Genomic DNA, 1314 nt, shown 5'->3' with positions numbered 1-1314 from the left:
GCATTACTGAGGGAGACACAATGGAAGAGGTTTTAGCAAATCTTCAAGATGCCATTGAAGGTTGGTTAGAAGTTGCCAGCAATTCCTATATTCCTGAACCCAACAGCAAAATTGTGGAAGTTACAGTTTTATGAAAAGCCAGGAGATATACTAGATTAGTTCTTGCCTCTTGCCTCTTGCCTCTTGCCTCTTGCCTCTTGCCTCTTGCCTTCCTAAAATTGTAGAAACCTACAATGTCTATTACCTGTATAGTATGCGGTCATATTAATACTGGCAGTACCAACTACTGCACTAGTTGTGGTGCGGCTCTTGAGTTTGAAGATACTGTTAGTTCATCAGCTTACCATTTGCCTTCTGGCACACTCCTGAGGCAGAGTCATTATCGGATCGAAAAAGTCCTAGGAGAAGGGGGATTTGGCATTACCTACCAAGGAATTTACCTACCTAACTCTGCCAAGGTTGCCATCAAAGAACTATGGCCAGAAAAAGCAGCTAGGATGGGTAAAACCATTACTTGGCCCCCTTCTATTGCTCCGATTGACCGACAACGACAACTCCACAAATTTCAGTTAGAAGCCAGTTACTTACAAAAATGCTACCACCCTAATATTGCTCAGGTTTATGATTGGTTTGAGGAGAATAATACTGCCTATTTAGTCATGGAGTTTATCTCTGGAAAGTCCTTATCCAAAATCTTACAAGAAGAAGGTGTTCTTTCGGAAGAAAAGCTCAAGGGCTATTTTATCAAAGTAGCAGAATCCTTAACAGTTGTTCACTCTAATCAACTATTACACAGAGATATTAAACCTGATAATATTCTAATTGATCACCAAGATCGAGCTGTATTGATTGATTTCGGTGCTACTAAAGAATTCATCGCCGGTCAAACCCGTGAAATGAGTGCAACATTGTCACCAGGATACGCTCCTCTTGAGCAATACAGTTACCGAAGTAAGCGTTGGCCAGCTACAGACATCTATGCTCTATGTGCGTCAATGTATGAATTACTCACTGGTGAATTACCAGCTCAAGCTACGGAAAGGGCTGGATCAGAAACGTTAATTCCACCGCGACAGTTAGCTCCTGAGATTACACCCCAAACTGAGCAGGTAATCTTAACTGGAATGAGAATGAAGGTAGAGGAGCGATTTCAAACAGCCGAGGAACTGATTGATGCCCTCAAAGGTAAGTTTGTTTCTCCCAGTCAAAGGAAAGCGTGGGGATTACTTAAGCAAGGAAAGTTAGCAGAGGCGGTTCAAGCTTATCAAAAATGTCTAACTAATCAGCCAAACCATGGTGAAGCTGCGGTTGAAC

The 1314-nt window shown here is 42.2% G+C and carries 2 protein-coding genes; both read left to right on the top strand.

Annotated features, from left to right (window positions below; genetic code table 11):
* Positions 1–134: type II toxin-antitoxin system HicB family antitoxin (locus tag F6K38_RS42205; RefSeq protein WP_502709676.1), on the top strand; the 134-nt coding region annotated here is incomplete at its 5' end.
* Between the two features lie 99 nt (positions 135–233).
* Positions 234–1314, top strand: a 1081-nt coding sequence (locus tag F6K38_RS42200; RefSeq protein WP_287360827.1) for a serine/threonine protein kinase, incomplete at its 3' end; no start/stop codon positions are given.

It is taken from the genome of Moorena sp. SIO3B2, from assembly GCF_010692525.1.
GTDB classification, from domain to species: domain Bacteria; phylum Cyanobacteriota; class Cyanobacteriia; order Cyanobacteriales; family Coleofasciculaceae; genus Moorena; species Moorena producens.
The sequence above is the reverse complement of the archived record's forward strand: the minus strand, read 5'-3'. Positions and strand labels throughout refer to the sequence as shown.